This window comes from Streptomyces sp. Y7 (genome assembly GCF_043195415.1).
GTDB lineage: Bacteria > Actinomycetota > Actinomycetes > Streptomycetales > Streptomycetaceae > Streptomyces.
Genome location: NZ_JBIDDQ010000005.1, coordinates 299,577 through 318,355, shown reverse-complemented (window position 1 = coordinate 318,355; position 18,779 = coordinate 299,577). Strand labels below are relative to the sequence as shown.

The following is an 18,779-nucleotide window of genomic DNA, read 5'->3' as shown; positions in this document are numbered from 1 at the left end:
CCGGGCACCACCGGTCCCGCCCCAACGGCCGGGGTCCGCCGCACGGTTCGCGGGCGACTGTGACGGACGACGCACAGCGGGCCGCAAGTTTTTTCCCGCGGCGGTGATTGTTTCGCGCGTTCCATCCGTACCTCCTGGAGACCAAGCCGCTCACGTCAGGAGGCACGATGCCCATCTCGCGCCGCATGGTAGGAACCGTCTTCGTGGGAGGCGCGCTCGTCCTCACCCTCTCCGCGCTGGCCTACCCGGCCATGCTGGGCGTGGAGACCACCTCCGCCAACCAGGACCGCGTCATCGCGAACACGCAGTACGGCCCGCTGACCGAGGCCGACCGGGACTTCGTCGTCAAGGTCCGGGCCGCCGGTCTGTGGGAGCACCCGCTGGGCATGATGGCGATGCAGCGCGGGACGACTCCGGAGATGAAGGAGGCCGGCCAGCACCTGGTCGTCGGACACGCCCGGCTCGACCTCGCCTGCCGCAAGCTCGCGTCCGAGCTGAACATCACCCTGCCCAACCAGGCGAGCCCGCAACAGCAGCAGTTCGTGGCGACGGTGGACTCCAAGACGGGCAAGGAGTTCGACGCCACGGGTGTCGCGATCATGCGGGTGACGCACGGCCAGATCTTCCCGGCGATCGCGAAGATCCGGGGCACCACGCAGAACACGCTGGTCCGTCAACTCGCGGACCTGGCGAACGACACCGTGCTCGACCACATGACGATCCTGGAGAAGACCGGCATGGTGAACTTCGACGCGAACAACTTCCAGCAGACCACCCCGCCGAAGCTCCCCAAGGACCAGATGACGCCGCCCGCTCCCCAGCCGGGCTCACCGGTCCTCACGCTCGCCATCCCCAAGGGTCTGGAGGACCTGAACACCGCGTCCCCCACGGCCCTGCCGAGTGCGGACGTCAAGTGATCGCCGGGTGACGGTGACCGTCGGATGAGCGGGGCCCCGGAGTCGCTCCGGGGCCCCGCTCCCATCCGATCGCACCCGCTCAGCCGGTCTTCCATCCCCACGGTGTGTCCAGCCGCTCCCACTCGGCGGCCCACTGGTCCAGCCGCCGCCGCTCGATGCCGAGCCGGACCACCCAGGCGGACCCCAGCACCAGGCCCGCGGTGCCCGCCCCGGCCAGGATGCCGCCGGCGACCGCGTGCAGCAGCATCTCGGTCTCCGTCAGGGGCTCCTTGGGCAGGACTCCGCTGCGGTCCGTCCACACCTCGACCTTGCCGCCTGCCTTCATGTGGGGCGGCACCCGCGCGTCGTCCGTGCGCGTCGCGCCGTCCGGGTCGGTCCAGCGGACGGTGGCCCACACCAGATGGTCGGTGGTCACCCGCGCCGGCCCCGGATCCTCCGCGTCCTTCACGAGGACGGCCGTCACCTTGTGGCTCTGGGCCCGCTGGTGCTCCGCCGAGCGCACGACCGCGTCCGCCGCCGCGAGTCCCCCGAGGACGGCGCCGACCAGCGCCAGCAGCCATCCGCACAGGACGACCCACGCCTCGATGACGTCACTTCGCCGCCGCAGCGGATTGCGCCGCCACCGCCACCAACGCACCTTCGTGCACTCGGACACAGCCATGCCGACACCCCCTTGAGCACCGACAGCACCCTTCCAGTGTGCGCCTGTTGACCCTGCCGCGTCGGTCGAGCCGCTCCTGAATGAAGCATTCAGCATCTCGCGCATCCTTCGGTGATTCCATTCACCATGACGCCGCCCGGGCCGAACCCACCCCGTGCGATGTCACCGGTGAATCACCGAATCACCCGCCGGAGGGTGGGGCACCGCGGCGTCGCCACGGCCGATGCCGGGCCGCCGCTTCGGTCCTGGTATTCAGGCGAGGAGACATACGGTGGCTGTTACCTTCTCCTCATGCCGCCGACGGACGTCACCGCACTGATCCGCACCGAGCTGCCGAAGCTGGCGGGCTCCCTGCGGAAGGTGGGCGAGCTGGTCCTGGAGGATCCGGCCGCCGTCACCCACTGTTCGGCCGCCGAGCTGGGCCGTCGCACCGGCACCTCCCAGGCGACGGTGACCCGCTTCTGCCGCGCCGTGGGCCTCGACTCCTACCAGCATCTGCTGATCGAGCTGGCCCAGGAACGCGGCCGGGGTCAGGTCTCCGACCGGGGCACCGCCGAGACCGGCCCGGAGATCTCCCCCGACGACTCCCTGGAGCGGGTCGTGCAGGTCGTGGGCAGCACGAACCTGCGCGCGGTGCAGCAGACCATCGACCGCATCGACCTCGACGCGATCGAGCGGGCCGCGCAGGCGGCGGCGCGGGCCCGCCGGATCGACGTGTACGGGGCCGGCGGCAGCGCGGCCGTGGCGCGGGAGACCGAGACCCGGCTGTTCCGGATCGGCTGCGCGGTGCGCGGCTGGACCGAGGTGCACGCGGCCGCCACCTCCGCCGCGCTGCTCACCCCGGCGGACCTGGCCATCGGCATCTCGCACTCCGGGGCCACCCGGGAGACGGTCGAACCGCTGGAGCTGGCCAAGAAGCGCGGCGCCACGACCGTCGCGGTCACCTCCGACCCGCGCTCGGCACTCGCCCGGGTCGCCGACATCCGGCTCGTGTCGACCGCCTCGGAGACCGGCTTCCTCACCGGCATCGGCAGCCGGCACTCGGTCCTGGTGCTGCTCGACTGTCTCTACGTCCGGGTCGCCCAGCTCTCCTACCAGCGCGCGAGCGCCTCGCTGGCCCTCACGGACCACATCGCCCCGCAGCACAGCGTGAAGTCCCGGCGCTCACGCTGAGCCGGGCGTCCAGGGGAGTCGGTGACACAACGCCCCACCCGGCTCAAGCGCCCGTCGCGTACCGCGCGTCAGGCGCCCGCCAGCACCTCGGCCAGCGCGCGCAGATTGACCCGCCCCCGCCCGTAGGAGTGCAGCACGCCGCCGTCGGGCAGTCCCGTGTCCACGAGCACCGCGTCCGGTCGCCGGTCCAACAGGGCGTCGCGCAGGCGCACTTGCCAGGGATGCAGCCCGGCGTCGCAGGTGGCCACGACCAGCGGGGCGGCACCGCAGCGGCGCACGATCCCCTCGACCAGGGCGTCCGGGTCCGCGCACTCCCCGGTCACGGCGGTCCCGGTGGCCGTGGGGTCGACGGCGCGCACCTCGTTGAGCAGGTCCTCGCCGCCCCAGTTGAGCCCGGGGTGCGGCGGCGGGAAGAGGTCGACGACATGGGCCCCGCGCGCGGCGGGCGGTACACCCCGGCTCCGTACGGCCCGGCGGGCGGCTCGGAGGCCGAGCCCGGCGCCCCCGGCTGCCGGCGCCGGCACGGTCGTCGTGGTGGGCGGGGTCGCGTACCGCTCGGCGAGCCGTCGCACCCGTCGGGCCGCCTCCCCGACCCGCTCGGGCGCGAGCACACCGGTACGCACCGCGTCGAGCACGGCGTCCCGGCAGTCCAGGGTGACGTTCAGGTCCCCGACGGCGATGATCACCTGGTCCGCGCCGGCGGCGAGCGCGATGCGGGCGCCGGCCGCCTGGCCGTACTCGTCGGCGATGGCCTTCATCTCCAGCGCGTCGCCGACGAGGACGCCGTCGAAGCCGAGGTCGTGGCGGAGCAGGTCACCAAGGATGCGCCGGCTGAGCGTGGCGGGCCGGCCGGGGTCCAGGGCCGGGAAGACGACATGGGCGCTCATCAGCATCGGCACACCCGCGGCGACGGCCTCGCGGAACGGTTCGAGATCGGCCTGGAGCGCCTCGTACGGCCGCGGATCGACCGCCGTGCCGTGGTGACTGTCGGTGGCGGTGCCGCCGTGGCCCGGGAAGTGCTTGGCGCAGGACGCCACGCCGCGGGCCTCGGTCGCGGTGATCCAGGCGCGCAGGTGGCGGGCGACCGCCTCGGGATCGGCGCCGAAGGAGCGGGTGCGCACGATCGGGTTGTCCGGCCGGTGCTGGAGGTCGGCGACGGGGGCGTAGGAGACGGTGATGCCGAGGGTGGCCAGGTGCGCGGCGAGCGCGTCGGCGCAGCGGGCGGTGAGGTTCGGGTCGTCGACGACGCCGAGGGCGTAGGAGCCGGGGACCTCCGGGGCGCCGGCCGCGCCGAGGTGGCCGATGCCGCCGCCCTCGTTGTCGATGGCGACGAGGAGGTCGGGGCGCAGCGCGCGCAGCTCGTCCGTGAGGCGGCGCACCTGCGCGGCGTCGCGTATGTTGCGGGTGAAGAGGATGACGCCGCCGAGTCCGCGGTCGATGAGCTCCTTGAGCGCGTCCGGGACGGTCGTGGCACCGTCGAACCCGGCGACGAGGCAGCGGTGGGCGGCTTCGTCCAGGTCGGCCGGCAGTGCGGTCGACCCGAGGGACGTGTGCTCGACGGGGCTCACCCCGGTAATGCTCTGGATCGGTCAGCCGAAAGTCAACCTTCCGGTGGATGACTGATTCAGCCGCTCGGCATGCGGACAATCGGCCTCGCCGGCGGCCGTCCCGGGGCCCGGCCGTCGACGGCGGCCCGTCACGCGGAGAGCTTCCCGGCCTTCCGCACGGCGTCCGCGAGCTGCTCCAGCACGGGGGCGTACCCGGCGTAGCCGTAGCGCTCCTCCATGGCCCAGGGCACGGTCTGTCCCGCCTTGACGGCGGGCAGTTGCCGCCAGGTCCGCTTCTCGGCGAGCTCCTCGGCGCTCAGGGACGTGGACCGGTTGTCGATCATGATCAGGTCCGCGTGGTACTTGTCGGCGTTCTCCCAACTGAGGAACTCCCAGAAGCCCCACTCGTCGGACTTCCTGCCGCCTCGGCGCAGCCCGGCCCCGCTCCGGCGGCCGAGCCCGGCACCGGCCGCACCACCCCGGCCGCGGCCCGCCCCCGCTCCCGCGTCCACGCCCGCCAAGACCCCCACCACCCCCTCACCCCACCCACACCACACGCCCCTCGCCACACACAGCACGGAGATGTCCCCGGTCGCGTCGCTCATCCGCCGACGCCGCGTCGGCTGCCGGACACCGGCGCGTCACGCCGGGCGGGCACGTTGCCGTCGTCCCCTCCTGCCCTCGCCCTCTAGCCGTCCGCTCGCGTCCGCGCGGGTGCGACGCGGAAGGACGACCGCGCCGTGTCCTCCTCGCTCCCGCTCAGCGATCTCCCCGGACCGCTGCCCGCCTGCCCCGTCCCCGCGGTCGCTGCCCTGTCGGCCGCCCCCGCCGCCTCGGCCGCCCCAGCCGACGCGGGTACCCGCTCCCCGCTCACCCCCGTCCACTCCCCCTTCGCCCCGTCGAGCCTCGCCCGTCACGCGCTGACGCTGCTCCCCCTGCTGCTGATCGGGGCATGGGCGGCGGCCGACTGGCACACCGTTCGTGACGGCGCCGCCCGGCTCCTCTCGGCCGACCCGTGGTGGCTGCTGGCCGGCCTGTTCTTCACCTGCACGGGCTGGGTCGTCGCCGCGGTGGTCCGCCAAGGGGCGATACCCGACCGGCTGCCGCCGGGCCCGCTGCTGGCCTCGCAGTTCGCGGCCGGCGCCGCCAACCACGTCCTGCCGGCGTCCATCGGCGCCCACGCCGTCACGCTGCGCTTCCTGCAGAACCAGGGCATACCGCTGGCCCGGGGCACCGCGTCGCTCGCGCTGTACTCGCTGGCCAAGCCGGTGGCGAAGACGGCCGTGCTGCTCGGCTTCCTCGTGGCCTTCCCCGAGCTGCTGCACCTGGGCGAACTCGTCCCGGACCGGCGGACGCTGGTCCTGGTGGCCGCGGGCGTGGTGACGGCCCTCGTGACGGCGGCCGTACTCATGACGACCGTACGGGCGCTGCGCCGCCCCCTCCTCGGCTTCGTACGCACCGCCCTGACCGACGCGCGGCTGCTGCACACCCGCCCGAGCCGCGTCCTCGCGCTCTGGGGCGGCGCGGCGGCCACCCCGCTGCTGCAGGCGAGCGTGATCGCCTCGGTCGGGTTCGCGCTGGGCCTGCCGCTGTCCTGGACGCAGGTGACCCTGGCCCTCCTCCTCGCGAGCACGGCCGTCGGCGCCGTACCCGCGCCCGGCGGCATCGGTCCGGTGGACGCGGCGCTGGTGTTCACGATGGTCACGTTCGGCGCCCCGATGGGCCTGGCCGCGGCGACGGTCATCGGGTACCGCGTCCTGACGGTCTGGGTCCCGCTGCTGCCCGGCGCGCTGGTGCTCTCGATCATGGTCCAGCGCAAGATCCTCTGACCGCCGGGGGCCTGGTGGGCGCGGCTACTCCTGCCCGATCCGCACCACGGCGACCGTGATGTTGTCGGGCCCCCCGGCCTCGATGGCGGCCTTCCACAGCTCGAAGGCCGCCCGGCCGTCGTCGTGCTCGCCGAGGATCTCGTCCAGGACGTCCGTGGGCACCGGGTCCGTGAGGCCGTCCGAGCAGATCAGGTACCGCTCGTCGGGTGCCGGGCGCTCGGACGTGACATGGGGCTGGACGGCACGGTAGGTGGGCGAGCCGCCCAGGCACTGGGTGACCAGGGAGACGGTCCGGCCGGGCGGGTGCGGCGGATTGTCGTCGACGCTCACCTGGCGCAGCCCGTCGCCGCCGGCCGCGAAGACCTGGCTGTCGCCGACGTTGAACACCAGCACCGAGTCGGACTGCACGACGACGCCCGCGACCGTCGTCCCCATGGCGGTGAGCGCGGTCTCCTCTTCACCGCCGGCGGCCTGGTAGACGGCGCGGTTGCACGCGTTCACGGCGTCACGGACGGCGACCTCGCTGGTCAGAGCCGGCCCCAGCGCCGCGAGCTGCCGGGCGACCAGGGAACTGGCCACCTCCCCGCCGGGATGCCCGCCCAGCCCGTCGGCGACGGCCACGACCAACGGGGTACCGAGCGGAAAGACCAGGGTCTGCGGATTCTCGGTCACCGTGCCGCACAGCGTCCACGGCCCGACGACGAGACTGTCCTCGTTCCGCTCACGCAGCAGTCCGGGATGGCTGATCGCACTCACAGCGACGTACGGCACAAGCCGCCACCGCCTTCCCGCACGGATCACGACACCGGCCGGCCCTCCGGCCCGCCTCCGGATTACGAGTCTAGGAACACCCGCATCTCCCGTGCCAGCGCACCCGCGCCCCGCGGGTGACGCGACCTTGCCCGGGAGCTCGTCATCGCCTCACGCCGGGGGCGCGGACGGGGAACATCTCCCGGCCGGGGTGTCCGGAGCGGTGTCGCCCCGGGCACCCGCGGGCCGTCGGTCAGTCCTCGTCCGGTGTCATCCGGAGCGAGATGCTGTTGATGCAGTACCGCTGGTCGGTCGGGGTCGCGTAGCCCTCGCCCTCGAAGACGTGCCCGAGGTGGGAGCCGCAGCGGGCGCACCGCACCTCGGTGCGGACCATGCCGTGCGAGCGGTCCTCGATGAGCTCGACCGCGTCGGTGTCCTTCGGGTCGTAGAAGGACGGCCAGCCGCAGTGCGACTCGAACTTGGTGGTGGAGGTGAAGAGCTCGGCGCCGCAGGCACGGCAGGAGTAGACGCCCTTCTCCTTGGTGTTGGTGTACTCACCGGTGAAGGCGGGCTCCGTGCCGGCCTGGCGCAGAACGGCGTACTCGGCCGGGGTCAGCTCCGCGCGCCACTGCTCGTCCGGCTTTTCGACGTCGTACGACATGAGTATGTGCCCCTCACTTCGACAGGCGGTCCAGGATGAGCGGGCCGAGGTCGGTGACATCGCCCGCGCCCATGGTGAGAACGAGATCACCGGGCTTCGCCATTCCCGCGACCAGCGAGGGCACCTCGCCCTTGTCGGGCACCGCCGTGACCTCGGCGCCGGCCGCCCGGGCCGCCTCGATGATCAGCTCGCTGGTGACGCCGGGGATCGGGTCCTCACGGGCCGGGTAGATGTCCAGGACCAGCGAGGCGTCGGCCAGGGCGAGGGCGTCGCCCATCTCCTTGCCGAGCTCCTGGGTGCGGGAGAACAGGTGGGGCTGGTAGACGACCACGATCCGGGCGTCACCGGCGGCGGCCCGCATCGCCTCCAGGTCGGCGGTCATCTCGGTCGGGTGGTGCGCGTAGGAGTCGATGACCTGGACGCCCGCGGCCTCGCCCTTCAGCTGGAGGCGCCGCTTGACGCCGGTGTACGCGGCGAGCGCCGGGGCCAGTTCCGCGGCGGGGACGCCGAGGGCCGCGCCCGCCGCGAGGGCGGCGACGGCGTTGAGGGCGTAGTGCCGGCCGGGGACGGAGACCGCGAAGGTGAGCTCCTGGCCGTCCAGCACCACGGTGACCTGGCTCTTCAGGCCCTGCGCGACGATGGACAGCACCCGTACGTCGGCGTCCTCGGCCTCGCCGTACGTCACCGTCCGCACGGTCCCGGCGACCTGCCGGGTCAGCTCGCGGGCTCCGTCCTGGTCCGCCGAGATCACCAGCGTCCCGCCCTCGACGATGCGGTCGGCGAACGTCACGAAGGACTCGTAGATCTCGTCCATCGACGCGTAGTTCGCGTGGTGGTCGAGCTCCACGTTCAGGACGATCGCGACCTCGGGCGCGTACTTGTGGAAGCTGCGGTCCGACTCGTCCGCCTCGGCGACGAAGATGTCGCCGTCGCCGTGCAGGGCGTTCGAGCCGGGGGCGTCCAGGTCGCCGCCGATGGCGTACGACGGCTTCAGACCCAGCTCGGTCAGGGAGACCGCGAGCATCGACGTCGTGGTCGTCTTGCCGTGCGTGCCGGCGACGGCGATCGGACGCAGCCCGCCCATCAGCGCGGCGAGCGCGTCGGAGCGGTGCACCACGGGGATCCCCAGCTCGGCGGCGCGGGCCAGTTCGGGGTTGTCCTGCCGGATCGCCGACGACACCACGACACAGCTGGCGTCGTCGGCGAGGTGCTCGGTGGCGTGCCCGATGTGCACGGTCGCGCCGAGGGCCCGCAGCGCCTCGGCGGTCGCGGACTCCCTGGCGTCGCTGCCGGCCACCTCGGCCCCGCGCTGCGCGAGAATCTTCGCGATCCCCGACATCCCGGCCCCGCCGATGCCGATGAAGTGCGGTCGGTCCATGGCGGTGGGAATGCCGGGTGCCATGTGTGTTCTCCCAGGATTGCGATAGGACGGTGAGGCCCCAGCCTATGGGGTGAGGAGGTCCTCCCCGCGCAGGGGACACCGGGACCGGTGCCCACCCAGGGGGGCGCGGCGAACCGGGCGGCCAGCCGCGGACGACCGGCACCCGGCCGTTCACCCCGGCCGCCACGGCGCTCCCCGGCGAGCGGCTAGGCCGTGCTGTGCGAGAACAGCTTCAGCACCGGCACCCCCACCTTGTGCCGGGCCCTCGAAGCCCAGTCCCGGTGGAAGAACTCCTCCACGTAGTGGGGGTCGGTCAGCACGATGACCTCGTCCGCGTGCACCTCGTCCACCACGGACCTGAGCGCGTCCAGCGGATGGTCCTCCAGCAGGCGCCCGTCCGCCTCCGCGCCTGCCGTGCGCAGCGCCGTGAGCGACACCTCCAGCGCCCGTTCCCCCGTGCTCAGGGCCTCCTCCCCCTCCGGGGTGCTGCCCTCCCGGACGGCCTCGTCCAACTCGCCGAGCGCGATGTCGTCGATGGCGCGCAGCAACCTGTCGGCCTGCTCGCCGCGCGGCTGGAGCAGCACATGAAAGGCGACCTCCTCGTCACCGTGCAAAGTGGTGACGAACTCCACGTCGGCGGACGTCAGGGCCTTCTCGATCATCAAAACGCTTGTGAACACCGGGGCGCCCCTTCTGCGGAAACCATCCTGCCCCGCGCCGGCACGGGGACTGCGAGTTTTAGTGTGCCCGGCGGAAGCTAAACGGAACGGCGGATTCCGCCGTTTTCAGGATCACGGAATCCATAGAACCCATTTCCGAGCCGTCTAACCTCACGTCCGCCGGTAGCGACCGAACAGAAAGCCCTCCTCCTCCAGCAGGGACACCAGCTCGAACCGTTTCGGGACCGCCACCGAGGGGCCGCCGGCGATGCGCTGGGCGTCTCCGGCGGTGAGCATCGGGGAGATCGTCAGACAGAGCTCGTCGAGCACTCCGGAGGCCACGAGCTGACCCAGCAGCCGCGGCCCGCCCTCCGTCAGCAGCCGCGTGCACCCGAGCTCGGCGAGGGCCTGGACGACCCGGACGGGGTCCACGCCGACGCCGTCACCGGCGATCACCACCCGGGCACCGGCCTTCTCCGCGGCCGCCATCCGGTCGGGGGCCGCGGCGGCGCCGGTCAGGACCAGGGTGGGCACCGACGGCGAGGTGAACAGCGGCAGGCCGAAGTCCAGGTCGAGGCTCGCGCTGATCACCGCGATGGCGGGCGCGGGCCCCTGCCCGGCCGCCCGGCGCGCCTCGGCGAACTCCGCACGCGCGCGTGCCGGCCGGTAGCCCTCCTGCCGTACCGTTTCAGCGCCGACGATCACGACGTCCGCCAGCGCCCGCAGGGTGCCGAAGATCCGCATGTCGGCCGCGGTGGAGATGGGCTGCGAACGGCCGTCGTGCTGGGCGGCCCCGTCCAGCGTGGACACCATGTTGGCCCGCAGCCAGGGCTGCGGGTCACCGGGACCGGGCTCCGGATAGGCATAGGCGACGGCGAGCTCGGCGAGGCTCCACTCACGGTCGACGAGATCGCCGCCGGGAAAGCCTGCGGCACCACCGCGCGCACCGCGCTCCGGGACGGCCCCCTCCCCGGCCGCCCCCGTGCCGAGGGCCTCGGCATCCGCGTCCGCCCGGGCACCGCCACCGGCCAGGCCGCCCGGCCCGCCGCCGGTCGCCTCGTCGGCCGCACCGGCCACGGGCCCGTCTCCGGCAGCTCCACTCCCGTCGTCCCCGGCCGCACCGCCGGAGGGCCTCGCTGCTGTTTCGTCGGTCACAGGGAACAGGCGTCGCATGTCAAGGAGTGTGGCACGGCGCCTAACATGGTGACCCGTGTCGTCCTCCACAGCCGCCTCCAAGCCGAGCGCGATAGCCGAAGCGAGCCCGCTGTCCCTGTGCGCCCGCGAGCCGCGCGTGCCCGCGGACCGGCTGGTCGCCGAGATGGTGCCGCCGCCCCGCTTCGACTCGGTCCGCTTCAGCACCTACATCCCGGACCCGAACCAGCCCAGCCAGACCGAGGCGGTCGGTGTCCTGGAGGACTTCGCGGGCGGGCTCGGCGGAGCCCACGCGAGCGGCGCGGGCAAGGCCAAGCGCGGCTTCCTCGGGTTCGGCCGGTCCAAGGCCCCCAAGACCCCGGCCGGGCCTCGCGGCGTCTACCTCGACGGCGGCTACGGCGTCGGCAAGACCCACCTGCTCGCCTCGCTCTGGCACGCCACCCCGGCCGAGCCGTCCCTGAAGGCGTTCGGCACGTTCGTGGAGCTGACGAACCTGGTCGGCGCCCTCGGCTTCCAGCAGACCGTGCAGACCCTCTCCGGCCACCGCCTGCTGTGCATCGACGAGTTCGAGCTCGACGACCCGGGCGACACCGTCCTCGTCTCCACGCTGCTCGGCAAGCTCGTCGACGCGGGCGTGGCGCTCGCCGCCACCTCCAACACGCTGCCCGGCAAGCTCGGCGAGGGCCGCTTCGCGGCGGCCGACTTCCTGCGCGAGATCCAGGGCCTGTCGGCCCACTTCCGTGCCCTGCGCATCGACGGCGAGGACTACCGCCACCGCGGTCTGCCCGAGGCGCCGGCGCCGTACTCCGACGAACAGGTGACCAAGGCGGCGTACGCCACCGAGGGCGCCTCGCTCGACGACTTCCCGCACCTGCTGGAGCACCTCGCCCGCGTCCACCCCAGCCGTTACGGTGCGCTGACCGACGGTCTGAAGGCCGTGTGCCTCACCGATGTGGCGCCGATTCCGGACCAGTCCACGGCGCTGCGGCTCGTCGTGCTCGCCGACCGGCTCTACGACCGTGAAGTCCCGGTGCTGGCCTCCGGGCTGCCCTTCGATCAGCTCTTCAGCGAGGAGATGCTGAAGGGCGGCTACCGCAAGAAGTACTTCCGCGCCATCTCGCGGCTCACCGCCCTGGCGCGCGACGCCAAGGGCCTCGTCACCGACTGACGCCCGGTCACCCTTCAACTCCCCCTGCTCAAGGGGGAGTTCCAGCCATGCCACCCTCGCATTTCAGGCTCTCTTCAGGTTGAAACGTTAAGTTAACCCTGCAAACAACTTTGCCGGGCTAATCTGTTTCTTGACCAACGATTGACCAAGCGTTGGTCTGCGCATGAGGTGTGGACCGTCTGGAGGGAGGCGCATGTTCCGAGGTACGACGGCCAGGACCACGGTTTCGGCCCTCGCCGCCGTCCTGCTCGCCCTCCAGTTCTTCGCACCCACCGCTTCCTTCGCATACGCGCATACGTTCAGTCAGGCCGAGGCCAAGGCTCAACCCGGAACGAAGCCATCCGGGAAGGCTCTGCGCGACGAAACCCTCCTGTCCCGCGGGTGCACGGGCGCCGCGGACCCGACCGGTCCACTGCGCACCCGCGACCGTGCACGCCTTGCCGACAACGGGCCCTCGGCGCCCGACCGTTCGCCGCTCGACCCGAAGCCCGCCTCCGCGCACGCGCCCGCCCCACCCGGCTCCGCGCAGCACCGCAGGTCGAGACCCTCGGCGTCGCACACCCCGGCGGCGCTCCAGGTCTTCCGCTGCTGAGAAGCAGAGCAGCCCCCCACCTCTGTCATGCAAACCCCGACGCGCCCACAGGGGCGCGCCAGGAGGAGTCACCACACATGCAGCCCCTCATCGACAACGCCCGTATGTTCGGACAGCGCCCTGAGGAGTTCGCCAGGCTCGCCGAAGGGCAGTCTCCGCAGGTCCTGTTCATCACCTGCTCCGATTCCCGGGTCGTCCCGGCCCTGATCACGGGAGCCCGCCCCGGCGAGCTCTTCGAGCTGCGCACGGCGGGCAACATCGTCCCGCCGTACGCCTCCGCACACCCCACCAGCGAGGCGGCCACCATCGAGTACGCCGTGGAGGTCCTCGGCGTCCGCGACATCGTGGTCTGCGGCCACTCCCACTGCGGTGCCGTCGGCGCGCTGGTGCGCGGCGACGACCTGGACGCCGTGCCGGCCGTGCGCGACTGGCTCGCGAACGCCACCCCGCGCCCCTCCGGCGCGGCCGAGGACCCGGAGGTCGCCGAGGGCGTCCAGGCCCACGTGCTGACGCAGCTGCTGCGGCTGCGCTCGTACCCGTTCATCGAGAAGAAGCTGAAGGAACGTCAACTGACCCTGCACGCCTGGTACTACGAGGTGCACAAGGGCGCCGTGCGCGCCCACAGCGCCGAGACCGACGCGTTCGAGGCGCTGTGATCGGCATGCTGACCAAATTCCCCCACATACGGCAGGACTTCGCCGCCTCGCTGGTCGTCTTCCTGGTCGCGCTGCCGCTGTGCGTCGGCGTGGCCGTCGCCTCCGGAGTCCCGGCCGAGCTCGGGCTCGTCACCGGCATAGTCGGCGGCATCGTCACGGGGCTGATGCGCGGCAGCAGCCTCCAGGTCTCCGGGCCCGCCGCCGGTCTGACGGTGCTGGTCTACGAGGCCGTCCAGGAGTTCGGGCTGCCGGTCCTCGGTGTGCTGGTGCTCGCCACGGGCCTGCTCCAGCTCCTCATGGGCGCCCTGAAGCTCGGGCGCTGGTTCCGGGCCATCTCGGTCTCCGTCGTCGAGGGCATGCTGGCCGGTATCGGCCTGGTGCTCATCGCCGGCCAGCTCTACGCGGTCGCGGACGCCGAGGCGCCCGCCTCGGGGCTGGAGAAGATAGCCGGGCTGCCCGGGGCACTCGTCCGGGCAGCCGGAAACACCGAGGCCCTGGCCTCGATCGCCCTGGGCGCCGGCACCATCGCCGTACTGGTGCTGTGGAAGCGGCTGCCGCGCCCCGTGCGCACCGTTCCCGGCCCGCTGGCGGCCGTGGGGCTCGCCACGCTGGTCGCCGCGGTGTTCGCCCTGCCGGTGGCCACCGTCGAGGTCAAGGGCCTGCTGGGCTCCGTCCAGCCGCCCTCGCTGAGCGCCTTCGGCGAGCTCGCGAGCGTGGGCGTGCTCGCCACGATCGTCGCCTTCACCCTCATCGCGTCCGCCGAGTCCCTGTTCAGCGCGGCGGCCGTGGACCGCCTGCACGACGGTCCGCGCACCGAGTACGACAAGGAGCTGATGGCGCAGGGCGCGGGCAACACCGTCTGCGGTGCGCTCGGCGCGCTGCCGATGACCGCCGTCATCGTGCGCAGCTCCGCCAACGTCCAGGCGGGCGCGCGGACCAAGGCGTCCCGGGTCATGCACGGCGTGTGGCTGCTGCTGTTCGCGGCGCTGCTGCCCGCCACGCTGGCGCTGATCCCGATCCCCGCGCTGGCCGGCATCCTGGTCCACGCCGGCTTCAAGCTGATCCCGTTCCGCGGGATCGTCTCCTTGTGGCGGAGCCACCGCGGCGAGGCGCTGATCCTCGTCGTCACCGCCCTGTCGATCGTCGCGGTGAACATGTTCGAGGGCGTGCTGATCGGTCTGGCCCTGTCGGTCGCCAAGACCGCCTGGGAGGCCTCGCACGTGAAACTGGAGGTCGTCGACAAGGGCGCGGGACCCATCCAGGCGTACCTGTCGGGCAACGCGACCTTCCTCAGGCTGCCGAAGATCCTCGACAGCCTGGAGGCCCTGCCCCAGGACCGTCCGGTGGAGGTGGACCTGTCCGGACTGCACCACCTCGACCACGCCTGCCGCACGGCTCTGGAGAGCTGGGCCGAGCGGCACAGCGAGGCAGGCACGGAGCCGGTACGCGTCACCGCGCGCTGACATGACCCGCTGGTCCGGGGCCGCCCGTGGCCTCGGACCAGACACCGGGCATATCGTTACAGAAGCGGACTGAATGGCCCTCTCCGCGAGGAGGTCGGCATGGTCGAGGAGCTGCTGGGCGCGGCCGCGGGAGTGGCTGCCGCGGGAGCCGTGTACGTGGCGGCGGCCGCGCGGGTCGTCAAACAGTACGAGCGCGGGGTGGTCCTGCGGCTCGGACGGCTGGCGGGAGACGTGCGGGCTCCCGGGTTCACGATGATCGTTCCGATCGTGGACCGGCTGCACAAGGTCAACATGCAGATCGTCACGATGCCGGTGCCGGCCCAGGAGGGCATCACCCGCGACAACGTGACCGTGCGCGTGGACGCGGTCGTGTACTTCAAGGTGATCGAGCCCGCGAGCGCCCTCATCAAGGTCGAGGACTACAAGTACGCGGTCTCGCAGATGGCGCAGACGTCCCTGCGCTCGATCATCGGCAAGAGCGATCTGGACGACCTGCTCTCCAACCGCGAGAAGCTGAACCAGGGCCTGGAACTGATGATCGACAGCCCGGCCATCGGCTGGGGCGTGCAGGTGGACCGCGTCGAGATCAAGGACGTGTCGCTGCCGGAGTCGATGAAGCGCTCCATGGCCCGGCAGGCCGAGGCCGACCGCGAGCGGCGCGCCCGCATCATCAACGCGGACGCCGAGCTCCAGGCCTCCAGGAAGCTGGCCGAGGCCGCCCATCAGATGGAGGACACCCCCTCCGCACTCCAGCTGCGTCTCCTGCAGACGGTGATGGCGGTGGCCGCGGAGAAGAACTCCACGCTGGTCCTGCCGATCCCGGTGGAGCTGCTGCGCTTCCTGGAGAGGGGCGGCGAGGAGCACGAGGGGCAGCCCCCGCGGCGCTACGCGGCGCACGACGTGGAGAGCCCCGCCGACCCGGGCGAACAGCGGACCGTCGAGCCCCCGGCCGAGCGCGAGATCGAGCCGCCGCCCGAGCGGGAGGTCGAGCGGACGATCGAGGACATCATCGAGGACGCGTCGGGGAAGTGACACGTGCTACGCGCGTGGTTCCAGAGGCTCGCGCCAGGTGATAGACACAGCGGGGTCAAAGTTCCTGTCCGCCAACAGGAAGGCTGCCCCATGTCCGAAAACGCGCCCGTCGGCGCTTCCGCGTCCGGCTCCACGACACGCCGTCAGCTTCTCGCCCGCACCGGGGCGTTGGGTGTCTCGATCGCCTTCGCCGGAAATCTCACCGAACTCTTCGCGGGCACCGCTGCCGCACAGAACCTGGGTCACACGGGATACGGCCCGCTCGTGCCGGACCCCGACGGTCTGCTCGACCTGCCGGAAGGTTTCAGCTACCGGGTTCTCTCCCGCGAGGGCGACCGGCTCCGCTCGGGCGAGGGCCCGGTCCCCTCCAACCACGACGGCATGACCGCCCTGCCCGGCAGAGGCGGCCGCGTCCACCTGGTCCGCAATCACGAGAACCGCGCCGACGGCAGGGTCCCCGTCCCCACGGTCCCGGGCCTCACCTACGACCCGGCCGGCAAGGGCGGCTGTACGGCCCTGACGCTCGACCGGCACGGGCACGTCCTGTCGGAGCGGGTCGCGATCGCCGGCACCGCCGTCAACTGCGCGGGCGGGCCCACCCCTTGGGGCACCTGGCTGACCTGCGAGGAGACCGAGGACAAGGCCGGCACCAACGGCTACACCAAGGACCACGGCTTCATCTTCGAGGTCGATCCGTCGAACCCGTACGCCTCCGGCGCGGTCCCGCTCACCGCGATGGGCCGCTTCCAGCACGAGGCGATCGCGGTGGACCCGAAACGTGGCGTCGTCTACGAGACCGAGGACGCCTTCCTCAAGCCGTTCGGGCTGTTCTACCGCTTCCTGCCGCACCAGCCGCGCGGCGGCCCGGGCACCCTGCGCGCGGGAGGCCGGCTCCAGGCGATGCGGGTGCCGGGCGTGCCCGACCTGTCGTCGATCCAGGAACCGGGCGCGAGCTTCGGGAACATCGAGTGGGTCGACGTACCGGATCCACTGGCCCAGCAGACCCCCATCCGGCTCCAGGACTTCGGCCCGAAGGGCATCACGCACGCGCAGAAGCTGGAGGGCTGCTACTGGGGCGGCCGCAGCGTCTACTTCGTCTCCTCCTTCGCCCACAGCGCGGAGGGTTCGGCGGCGGACCACTACGGCCAGATCTGGCGCTACGACCCCACCGAGCGCCGTCTCACCCTGGTGATCGTCTTCGGCCCGGACACGGACGTGCAGTTGCCGGGCGAGTCCCCGGACAACATCTGCCTCGCGCCCAGCGGCGGCCTGATGGTCTGCGAGGACGGCAACGGCGCCCAGCACGTCTTCGGGGTGACGCGGCGCGGCGAGGTGTACGCGATGGCGCGCAACGCGCAGAACCTGGGCACGCCCGAGGAGCCGGAGTGGGGCGAGTTCGCCGGGGTCACGTTCTCGCCGGACGGCCGGACGATGTACGTCAACTGCTACACACCGGGCACCACGTTCGCGGTGACCGGACCCTGGCGCAAGTGACGGCCCGTTGACGGGAGTCCCTGCGGAAGCCACCCCTCCGTGGCGTCCTCTAACCTGTGCGGCATGAACGCACCGGGGGATCTCGTCGACGGCCGTTTCGAGCTGGTGGAACGGCTCGGCAGCGGAGGTATGGGCACCGTGTGGCGGGCTCGCGACACGGTGCTCGACCGGGAGGTCGCGCTCAAGGCGGTGCGGTCCGACGCGGACACGGTCGGCGTGGTGCGCGAGCGCGTGATGCGGGAGGCGCGGGCACTGGCCCGGCTCAGCCACCCGAACGTGGTGACGGTCCACCAGATAGTGGACGCCGAACCGCATCCGTGGATCGTCATGGAGCTGGTGCCGGGCGTCTCGCTGCAACAGCGGCTGGACGAGGGACCGTTGACGCCCGCCGGCGCGGCCCGGCTCGGCCGCCAGGTGCTCGCCGCGCTGCGGGCCGCACACGCGGCGGGCATCCGGCACCGGGACGTCAAGCCCGCCAACATCCTGCTGCGGCCCGACGGCGGCGCGGTGCTCACCGACTTCGGCATCGCCGCCCTCCAGGGCACGACGGGCCTCACGGCGACCGGTGAACTCGTCGGCTCGCCCGAGTACATGGCGCCGGAGCGGATCCGGGGCCATGGCGACGACCCTTCCGCCGACCTCTGGTCGCTGGGCGTGGTCCTGTACGTCTGCGCCGAGGGCATCAGCCCGCTGCGCCGACCGACGACCCTCGCCACGCTGGCCGCCGTGCTCGACGACCCGCTGCCCGCGCCGTCCCGCTCGGGCCCGCTGACGCCGGTGCTGGAAGCCCTGCTGGTCCGGGATCCGGCGGCCCGCCCGGACGCCGCCCGGCTGGACGCGATGCTGGCGCAGGTGGAGTCGGGGACGTCTCCGTACTGGGCGGCCCAGCCGACGGCGACCGCGACCGCGCCGCACGCGATGCCGGCGCCCACCCCCACCCAGCTGGACACGCCGCGCCCCACGGCCCCTCAGCCGGCGGGCCGCGCCCGGCGCCGCACCCCTCTCGTGGTGGCCGCGACCGCGGTCCTCGCGATCGCCACGGCCACCGCACTGGTCCTCACCCAGCGCGCCGGCGACACCGGTGGCGCCGGCGGCGACAAGGCCGGCGCCACCACGGAGTCGTCGGCCAGGGCATCCACGCCCGGCTCCTCGGACGAACAGACGTCGGCCGCCCCCTCCCCCGCCCCCGAGAAGCCCACGCGCACGCCCGTCGCCAACCCGGCGGGCCGCTGGATCGCCCAGCTCCACTCCGAGCCCGTCTCAGCGGGTATCGGCAACCGGGACCGCAGGCTGGCCACGATCCGCCGGTCCATCCCGCAGACCAAGGTGGTCCGCAGCGACGACTACGCGTCCCTGCGCGGCGGCTACTGGGTGTTCTACGCCCCCGGCCCCTTCGCCAACGGCCGTGCGGCGCTGAACTTCTGCGCCCAGCACGACCGCGACACGGTGAACGCCTGCATCGGCCGCTACCTGAGCAAGAACCCGGCCGACTTCGGCCTCCAGTGCCGCCCCCCGGCCTCCGCGCCGACGGGCACCTGCGGCCGCAAGGGCGGGAACGGCTGACCGACCCGGGCCCGCCGGGCGGGTGACGCAGGCCCGACGCACCCTTCGGCGTGCCGAAGTGACTGTTTGATTATCATATCT

The 18,779-nt window shown here is 72.6% G+C and carries 18 protein-coding genes; 10 read left to right on the top strand and 8 right to left on the bottom strand.

Features of this window, described 5'->3' with window-relative positions:
• Positions 1 to 167: 167 nt before the first annotated feature.
• A complete protein-coding gene (locus tag ACGFW6_RS16870) occupies positions 168 to 917 on the top strand; it encodes a DUF4142 domain-containing protein (protein WP_393509565.1) in 750 nt (249 codons plus the stop codon).
• A gap of 79 nt (positions 918 to 996) precedes the next feature.
• Here the strand turns inward: ACGFW6_RS16870 and ACGFW6_RS16865 are convergent, their stop codons facing one another.
• Positions 997 to 1,578, bottom strand: a complete 582-nt coding sequence (locus ACGFW6_RS16865) for a hypothetical protein (protein ID WP_393509562.1) — start codon at positions 1,576 to 1,578, stop codon at positions 997 to 999.
• A 291-nt stretch (positions 1,579 to 1,869) separates the two neighbouring features.
• On the opposite strand from ACGFW6_RS16865, the gene ACGFW6_RS16860 reads away from it, so the two are divergent.
• On the top strand, positions 1,870 to 2,751 hold the full coding sequence (locus tag ACGFW6_RS16860; protein WP_393509559.1) for a MurR/RpiR family transcriptional regulator: 882 nt from the start codon (positions 1,870 to 1,872) through the stop codon (positions 2,749 to 2,751).
• A gap of 68 nt (positions 2,752 to 2,819) precedes the next feature.
• Here the strand turns inward: ACGFW6_RS16860 and ACGFW6_RS16855 are convergent, their stop codons facing one another.
• Positions 2,820 to 4,319: a glycoside hydrolase family 3 N-terminal domain-containing protein gene (locus ACGFW6_RS16855; RefSeq protein WP_393509556.1), complete on the bottom strand. Its 1,500-nt coding sequence runs from the start codon at positions 4,317 to 4,319 to the stop codon at positions 2,820 to 2,822.
• Positions 4,320 to 4,447: 128 nt separating this feature from the next.
• Positions 4,448 to 4,903 (bottom strand): hypothetical protein, encoded by a 456-nt coding sequence (locus ACGFW6_RS16850; RefSeq protein WP_393509553.1) that lies wholly within the window; start codon positions 4,901 to 4,903, stop codon positions 4,448 to 4,450.
• Positions 4,904 to 5,038: 135 nt separating this feature from the next.
• Between ACGFW6_RS16850 and ACGFW6_RS16845 the strand changes: the two genes are divergently transcribed.
• Entirely contained in the window at positions 5,039 to 6,127 is a 1,089-nt protein-coding gene (locus ACGFW6_RS16845; RefSeq protein WP_393509550.1) for a YbhN family protein, read from the top strand.
• 24 nt (positions 6,128 to 6,151) lie between these two features.
• Here ACGFW6_RS16845 and ACGFW6_RS16840 read toward each other — a convergent pair whose 3' ends face one another.
• The 5 genes from ACGFW6_RS16840 to ACGFW6_RS16820 all read right to left on the bottom strand — a co-directional run bounded on the left by ACGFW6_RS16840 (position 6,152) and on the right by ACGFW6_RS16820 (position 10,751).
• Positions 6,152 to 6,898, bottom strand: a complete 747-nt coding sequence (locus ACGFW6_RS16840) for a PP2C family protein-serine/threonine phosphatase (protein ID WP_393509547.1) — start codon at positions 6,896 to 6,898, stop codon at positions 6,152 to 6,154.
• Between the two features lie 232 nt (positions 6,899 to 7,130).
• Positions 7,131 to 7,538, bottom strand: coding sequence for a peptide-methionine (R)-S-oxide reductase MsrB (gene msrB, locus ACGFW6_RS16835; RefSeq protein ID WP_393509544.1), 408 nt, complete (start codon positions 7,536 to 7,538; stop codon positions 7,131 to 7,133).
• A gap of 13 nt (positions 7,539 to 7,551) precedes the next feature.
• The gene (gene murC, locus ACGFW6_RS16830) at positions 7,552 to 8,940 is read right to left on the bottom strand and encodes a UDP-N-acetylmuramate--L-alanine ligase (RefSeq protein WP_393509541.1); all 1,389 of its coding nucleotides are present in this window, start codon (positions 8,938 to 8,940) and stop codon (positions 7,552 to 7,554) included.
• 185 nt (positions 8,941 to 9,125) lie between these two features.
• Complete coding sequence (locus tag ACGFW6_RS16825) at positions 9,126 to 9,581, bottom strand: indole-3-glycerol phosphate synthase (RefSeq protein ID WP_393509538.1); 456 nt, start codon at positions 9,579 to 9,581, stop codon at positions 9,126 to 9,128.
• Between the two features lie 168 nt (positions 9,582 to 9,749).
• A complete protein-coding gene (locus ACGFW6_RS16820; RefSeq protein ID WP_393509535.1) occupies positions 9,750 to 10,751 on the bottom strand; it encodes a pyrimidine reductase family protein in 1,002 nt (333 codons plus the stop codon).
• A gap of 37 nt (positions 10,752 to 10,788) precedes the next feature.
• Here ACGFW6_RS16820 and zapE point away from each other — a divergent pair, with 37 nt between their 5' ends.
• From zapE to ACGFW6_RS16785, 7 genes are all read left to right on the top strand, one after another.
• Positions 10,789 to 11,898 carry a cell division protein ZapE gene (gene zapE, locus ACGFW6_RS16815; RefSeq protein WP_393509532.1) on the top strand — a complete coding sequence of 370 codons (1,110 nt, stop codon included), beginning with the start codon at positions 10,789 to 10,791 and terminating at the stop codon, positions 11,896 to 11,898.
• A 193-nt stretch (positions 11,899 to 12,091) separates the two neighbouring features.
• Positions 12,092 to 12,490: a hypothetical protein gene (locus ACGFW6_RS16810; RefSeq protein WP_393509529.1), complete on the top strand. Its 399-nt coding sequence runs from the start codon at positions 12,092 to 12,094 to the stop codon at positions 12,488 to 12,490.
• 77 nt (positions 12,491 to 12,567) lie between these two features.
• On the top strand, positions 12,568 to 13,146 hold the full coding sequence (locus ACGFW6_RS16805) for a carbonic anhydrase (RefSeq protein WP_393509526.1): 579 nt from the start codon (positions 12,568 to 12,570) through the stop codon (positions 13,144 to 13,146).
• Between the two features lie 5 nt (positions 13,147 to 13,151).
• On the top strand, positions 13,152 to 14,609 hold the full coding sequence (locus ACGFW6_RS16800) for a SulP family inorganic anion transporter (RefSeq protein ID WP_393509523.1): 1,458 nt from the start codon (positions 13,152 to 13,154) through the stop codon (positions 14,607 to 14,609).
• A 99-nt stretch (positions 14,610 to 14,708) separates the two neighbouring features.
• Positions 14,709 to 15,641 carry a slipin family protein gene (locus ACGFW6_RS16795; protein WP_393509520.1) on the top strand — a complete coding sequence of 311 codons (933 nt, stop codon included), beginning with the start codon at positions 14,709 to 14,711 and terminating at the stop codon, positions 15,639 to 15,641.
• 90 nt (positions 15,642 to 15,731) lie between these two features.
• Positions 15,732 to 17,135 (top strand): PhoX family protein, encoded by a 1,404-nt coding sequence (locus tag ACGFW6_RS16790; protein ID WP_393509517.1) that lies wholly within the window; start codon positions 15,732 to 15,734, stop codon positions 17,133 to 17,135.
• 63 nt (positions 17,136 to 17,198) lie between these two features.
• Positions 17,199 to 18,698, top strand: a complete 1,500-nt coding sequence (locus tag ACGFW6_RS16785) for a serine/threonine-protein kinase (RefSeq protein ID WP_393509514.1) — start codon at positions 17,199 to 17,201, stop codon at positions 18,696 to 18,698.
• Positions 18,699 to 18,779: the final 81 nt, after the last annotated feature.